The 6569-nt window shown below is 48.0% G+C and carries 4 protein-coding genes; 1 reads left to right on the top strand and 3 read right to left on the bottom strand.

Features of this window, described 5'->3' with window-relative positions:
- The coding region (locus AB7S66_RS10675) for a peroxiredoxin (RefSeq protein WP_428519849.1) at positions 1-644 on the bottom strand (644 nt) is incomplete at its 3' end.
- A gap of 224 nt (positions 645-868) precedes the next feature.
- On the opposite strand from AB7S66_RS10675, the gene AB7S66_RS10670 reads away from it, so the two are divergent.
- The gene (locus AB7S66_RS10670) at positions 869-3739 is read left to right on the top strand and encodes a PAS domain S-box protein (protein WP_428519847.1); all 2871 of its coding nucleotides are present in this window, start codon (positions 869-871) and stop codon (positions 3737-3739) included.
- 34 nt (positions 3740-3773) lie between these two features.
- Here the strand turns inward: AB7S66_RS10670 and AB7S66_RS10665 are convergent, their stop codons facing one another.
- Together AB7S66_RS10665 and AB7S66_RS10660 are read right to left on the bottom strand one after the other, a co-directional pair.
- Entirely contained in the window at positions 3774-5000 is a 1227-nt protein-coding gene (locus tag AB7S66_RS10665; RefSeq protein ID WP_428519845.1) for an MFS transporter, read from the bottom strand.
- Positions 5001-5078: 78 nt separating this feature from the next.
- Positions 5079-6455, bottom strand: coding sequence for a histidine kinase N-terminal 7TM domain-containing diguanylate cyclase (locus AB7S66_RS10660; RefSeq protein WP_428519851.1), 1377 nt, complete (start codon positions 6453-6455; stop codon positions 5079-5081).
- Positions 6456-6569 lie beyond the last annotated feature (114 nt).

Genomic DNA, 6569 nt, shown 5'->3' with positions numbered 1-6569 from the left:
TCAAGGCAGTATTGGTTCTCATCCTTGCTTTCCATCCGTTCCTTGGCGGTACCGCATGAACCTGGGGTGGGGATGATGACATCCTGACCTGGTCTCCAGTTTGCCGGAGTAGCGATATGCTCCTTGTCAGCCTTCTGTAAGGCCATCACCACGCGTTTGATCTCATCAAAGTTACGGCCAGTGGAAGCAGGATAATACATAATGGTTCTCACCACACCTTCGCCATCGATGATGAAAACAGCACGAACCGCCTGGGTGGATGATTGTGACTGGACCATGCCATACTTCTTGGCAACATCCATCTTGATATCCTCAATTACCGGGAACTTGACCTCAATACCCTTCATTCCGTTCCATTCCAGCTCCTGAATCTTTCTCAGCCATGCAATGTGTGCATAGAGGGAGTCGATGGAGAGACCGATAAGCTCAGTATTCATTGCCTTGAACTCGTCAGCCATGGAGGCAAAGGTCATGAACTCCGTGGTACAGACAGGGGTAAAATCAGCGGGATGGCTGAAAAGGATCACCCATTTTCCCTTATAGTCCTCGGGAAAGTTGATATCACCCTGTGTGGTCACTGCATGAAAGGCGGGGGCCTTGTCTCCAATCAAAGGAAGTGTTGCATTGTTCTGTACTTCGTCCATTTCTATAATCTCCTTGGTATGTGATACGTTTGTTGTATGCAGTAATAGTAATCATTTCTTTTAATAATATCAAGTACTTATTGATTATTATTTTTATTAAGTATAACTGTATCATTATTCCCTTGGAAACAATACATTTATGATAATTCTCGTCAATCTGCTCTTTTTTCGTCATTAATTCCTTGTCATTTTAGGTAACTCATCTGTAGAATTGCAGTACCTATATGCGTAAGAAGAAACGAGTAAGTATTCGAGGCAATTTCATCATCGGCCTGCTTCTTATCTGTGTAACCCTGATCTTTATCGGGGTCCTGAAGAACAGGCTGACTTCCCAGGCGATTGAAACCAATCGCTTGGTTTCCCATACCTATAAAGTGATCACAGAAACCAATGCCATGAAACGCACATTCCAAAACATCCGCATCAATGAACGCGGGTACTTGCTTACCGGGGACCGCTCCTACATGGAAAGCATCGGGGTGAGTACCTACTCCTTCGACCAGCGCCTCATGAAGCTGAGAATCCTTCTGAAAGAGAACGAGGAACAGAAAAGAAGACTGGACCTCCTGAAAATTACCTTTGATACATTGATCGATGAGAGTGTACAACCCCTCTTGCAGTATCGCAAACCCATTCTTGAAGATTCAACTTTCTTAACCGAGCAGGAAGAAATCTTGGAACTTTTCGAACACAGCGAAGCCATCTCCAAGACATTGGAACAAATTCTTGATGATATTGAAGCTGAAGAATATACACTTTTGGAAATGCGTCAGAGTGCTGTAGAAAGATGGTCTGCCATTGACCAGAAGGTCACCTTCCTTGGGCCGGTATTGGTCGTTATTATTGCATTCCTCTCTGGGATTGGGGCGATCAATCGACTGGAGGTCTACCAGAGACAGCAAGAGAAGGACCAAAGGGAACTGAGGGAGGCCCGTGATCGCTTTGCCAGCATTATCAAGGGTTCAAACCTAGGCTCGTGGGAGTGGAATCTTATAGATAACACTATCAAGATCAATGACATGTGGGCAGAGATGCTTGGCTACACAAAAGAAGAGCTGGAGCCCACCACCTTTGATACCTTCACCCGCTTCGTTCACCCCAAGGACCTTGATAGGGCCATGAAGCTGCTTGAAGATCACAAACTCGGCAAGAGTGAATTCTATAGTTGTGATCTTAGGATGCAACACAAGGATGGCCATTGGATCTGGGTCTTCGATCGTGGACAAGTGATAAGCCGCGATGAGAATGGGAAGGCCCTGCTCATGAGTGGAACCCATGCAGACATCACTGAGCGCGTCCTCCAGGCAGAAGCACTTGAGCAAAGCGAAGAAGAAAGCAGAAGACTTTTTGAGGCAATGAACCAAGGCTTCGCATACTGCCAGATTCTCCTTGACGAGGAAGGGAACCCCAATGACTTTCTCATCCTCAGGGTAAACAAGAACTTTGAAACACAGACCGGCCTCATTCCTGAGTTTTCTGTGGGGAAGCGAATCACAGAACTCTTGCCGCATGTAGAGCCCTATTGGTTCACTCATAACGGGGAGGTTGCACTTACAGGGAAATCAAAAACGTTTGAGGCTTTCAACAGTGACTTGAACCGACTCTTCAGGATCTCCTCATTCAGCCCTTCATATGGCTACTTTGCCATGATCATCGATGACATCACTGGCCAAAAGCAGATGGAAAAACAATTATACTATGAGAAGACCCTGTTCGAAACCACACTGCTCTCTGTTGGTGATGGTGTTATTTCCACCGATGCAGAGGGGAATGTTCAATTCATGAACAAGGTAGCTGAAAAGCTCACCGGCTGGCAGGCAGACGAGGCAAAAGGCCGGCCATTTGAAGAGGTATTCAAGATTCTCTGCGGGAGCGACCGCCACCCTTGTCCAAATCCAGTGAAACAGGTACTGGAGACCAAGAGACAGGTTGAACTGGACGAGGATACCATTCTGATCGCTCGTGATGGGGACGAGCGTTTCATCAACGACAGCACAGCCCCCATTCTCAGCGCCAACCAAAACGTTACCGGTGTTGTCCTTGTCTTCAGGGACAGTACCAACCAACGGGTCAAGCAGGATGAGATCCGGACGCTGAGCGTGACAGACCCCCTGACCACGCTCCCCAACCGGCGCTATTATGAGCAAGCAAAAGAGGAGTTGAATGAGGAGCCCTACTACCCCCTTACCTTGGTACTTGCCGATGTAAACGGGCTCAAGCTTACCAATGATGCGTTCGGTCATAAGACTGGTGACGAGTTGCTGCGCAAGGTCTCTGAAATCATGCGCAAGACCTGCAGGGATGACGATATTGTCAGCAGGATTGGTGGTGATGAGTTCGTACTTCTGCTTCCTCAAACCGATGCGCTTCATGCACAGGCCATTGTAAATCGTATCAACAAGGCTTTGGAGAAGGAGAAGATCAGGGGAATCCAGCTCTCTGTCTCCTTTGGCTATGCAGTAAAGGAAAAGGACGAGGAGAGTTACGAGGATACATTCAAGGTTGCAGAGGACTCAATGTACCGCAACAAGCTCAAGCAGAGCATGACCTTCAAGAAACAGGTAATCGACACCCTGCTCTCCAAGCTTTTTGAACAGGAGGAAGGAGCCGAGGAACATAGCAATCTGGTTGCATCCTTGGCGAGTGCGTTTGCTGAGGTGCTTGGATATCGTAAGGAAGAGGTGAAAAATCTCAGGCTTGCAGGGCTGTACCATGACCTGGGCAAGATTGCCATCACCCCGTCCATTCTCTCCAAACCAAAGGAAGAACTCACCCGAACCCAGGTCATGGAATTGCAGAGACACACTGAAATCGGATACAACATTCTTCGCTCTGTTGGGGAGTATGCCCCCTTTGCAGAGGCGGTGTTGCATCATCACGAAAAGTGGGATGGTAGTGGATATCCACAGGGTCTGAAACAGGAAGAAATTCCAGAGAGCGCCCAAATCCTTGCCATTGCAAACACATATGCAGACCACCTTCCCTCACTGGGGTTGGAAAAAACCATTGCATTCATGCAGGAACGGTCAAATACCTATTTCAACCCAGCATTGCTTGAAACATTCATAACCAAGGTAGTAAAGGCTCAATCCTGACGGAAACCAGTCTACAATGTGAGCAATAGTACGATCAGCTCTCCCTGGTTACACTACCCGCCTGGTAGGTTTTCTGTGTTGATCCATAGACCAGGCCAACGACAGCAAGCAGAATTCCCGAGATGATTAACAGCCACTCCACAGGAACCCTGTCAGCCAGGGGGCCGAAGAGCAAGATTCCCAGCGGTATTGCACTCCCACTGAGCAGCTGTACAATGGAGAACACCCTTCCCATCTTGTCTTCATCGGTTATCTCCTGGATCATGACAATCTCAGCAGAATTCAAGACGGGAACAAAGATACCCCCAAGACCCAAGATGATAAGGTAGAGCAGGAATGTGGGAGCAACTCCCAGAAGGGCAAAACTTACCCCGAAGGCAACCAGGGAGAGGGCAATGGCACGAACCTTATTGGAAAAGGACCCCTTCAGGGAAATGATCAGGCCACCCAGCAAGGTGCCCGCAGTCCACACCATCTCATTTGCGGTAAGGAACCATACCTCACCACCAAAGCTTCGTTCCACCAACAAGGGAGTCAGGATTGCAGCAGGGGTGATGAGGAAGAACGAGAAACCATAACAGATCAGAAGATTACGCAAGAGATGGTTGTGAAAGGTGTAGGAGAGCCCCTTCTTGATATCCTGGATCATACTGGTCCCTTCCTCCGACCGCTTCCTTGCCCCTACATTGATAAAGGAAAAAGTCACCACTGCAAAGATGGCAGTGAGAACATCAAGCAAGAGTGTCCAGGTAAGGTCGAACAACCCCAGCATCATGCCACCAACGGCTGGAGAGAGAAGCAACAGCACTGAATTGATGCTCTGGTTCACCCCTTGGATTCGAACAAGATGTTCTTCACTGACCAATTGGGGAATGATGGCATTCACGGCAGGTGTCTGTACCCCGCTACCGAGGGAACGTACCACCGAAACAGCAAGCAGGGCTGTGATCGACTTTGACCCACTTGCATAGAAGAGAGCAAGGCCCAGCGTTGCAATGGCAATGAAACTGTCAGAGAGCATGATCAGGTGCTTACGGTTGTAGCGGTCTGCCCACACCCCGCTGGAGAGACTGATCAGGAGATGGGGAACCATCTGGGCAAGGGTGGCATACATCAGGAACACTCCTGATGAGGTCTCAAGGGTGATGTGCCAGATAATGGCATACCCTACGACTGAGGAGCCAAACAGTGAAAGATTTTGGCTGATCAGGAACAGGACAACAGATTTTGTGAATAAAGCGTTGCTGCTTTTTATTTTCATAGTGGTACCATAGATTTATATATGAACAGGGAACAGATACTCCCTTCCGGCTTTAGCACTGTGGCGAGCGAGGTAGACTCAGTCAAGTGGGTTACTTCGGTAGCGGACACAATTCCTTCCAGCTTTTTTTGCCTCATATAGGCAGGAATCAGCCTCCCGGTACAGCTCATCAAAACTTGTGGTGATTGCAGAAGATACTCCCATGGAAACTGTCAGACGAATTGAATGTTGCTCATGGTTGCATACTTGCTGCTCAATATGTTTCCTAAGATGTTCAGCACAAGCGATCATCTCATCCCTACTCTTTTGGGAACTGAAAATGGCAAACTCCTCACCTCCAAACCTACAGACGATGCAAGCCTCATCAACTTCCTGCTTAAGGATGGAACCAATGGACTGTAGCACAGCATCGCCTGAGCGATGTCCCCACTGGTCGTTGATCTGCTTGAAGTGGTCAATATCAACATAGATAAGATGGGAAGGCCCGGAAGTCAGCAAAAGTTGTTTCTCCACCTTCTCGATAAATGTCTGTCTATTATAGAGTCCGGTAAGCCCATCAATCTCTGCCCGGTGTTGCATCTCTTCTGCACGTTGTTTCAGCAGGGTAATATCCTGGATCAGGGTAATGGTACCGATTGCCTCTGTTGCTTTGGAGGTAATCGGATATAGTTCAGCAGAAAGCGACCTCTCTCCCAAGACAAATTCGAAAGAGTTTCTCTCGCCTCGGCGTACAGCTTTGCCCCATCGGGGAATCTCGAGATAAATCTGCTTCTCAATCAAATGCATATCTGCTTTCAGCAACTCTTTTGCTGCCGGGTTCATATCTACGACATGCCCTTCCCCATCACAGATGACAATTCCTTCCCCAAGGAACCGAAACGCCTGTTCCCTTGCCAATGGGGCAAGCTTGAGCAAATCAAAACGATAGATTCCATAAAGCAGAAAAAGCCCAGATAGGGCAAAGACGCCGCTGATGGGCAATATCTGGAGGAACTGTTCATTACTCACTACCTTTGCCATGGCGTAGAGAAAAGGGATCACCATCCCCAGCAACAATATGTATGCTTGTTTTCTCATGGAGGTACTGGTGGTAACAACAAAGATTATCACCAAGGAGAGGGAGAACACCATGAGAAAGAAATTACCTGAGATCAGAAATTTTCCAAGCACCGTGGTCTCAACCACCAGCGTTGAATACTGGGATGAGGTAACCAAGGAGACCGAGTGACGAATCCAGTGATGCAGGAAATCTGTCCCTACCAAAAGAATACCAATTCCTTGATAGAAATACAGAATCCTGGCTATGTGGGTCTGTTTCTCTCTCCAATATCCTGTATATGCCAAGCAGAACAACAAGGTGGCAACGGGAGTATAGAATACGCCGATCTGGCAAACATTCCGCCATAGCACCTTGAAGAAAAAGGTATAGCTGATCATCTCGGCGAACGAAGTCAGCGCCAGATGAGCATAAAGAGAACGGCAATGAACAACTCGTTTGCTGTTCGCTTACTTCGTACCCTCCAAACTGCAACAAGTACTCCCACGAGCATGCCGATGGAAAGCAAGTTG

Origin of the sequence: Sphaerochaeta sp., assembly GCF_050178175.1 — a bacterium.
GTDB lineage: Bacteria > Spirochaetota > Spirochaetia > Sphaerochaetales > Sphaerochaetaceae > Sphaerochaeta.
Note: the sequence above shows the minus strand (reverse complement) of the source record. Positions and strands in the feature narration are given on the sequence as shown.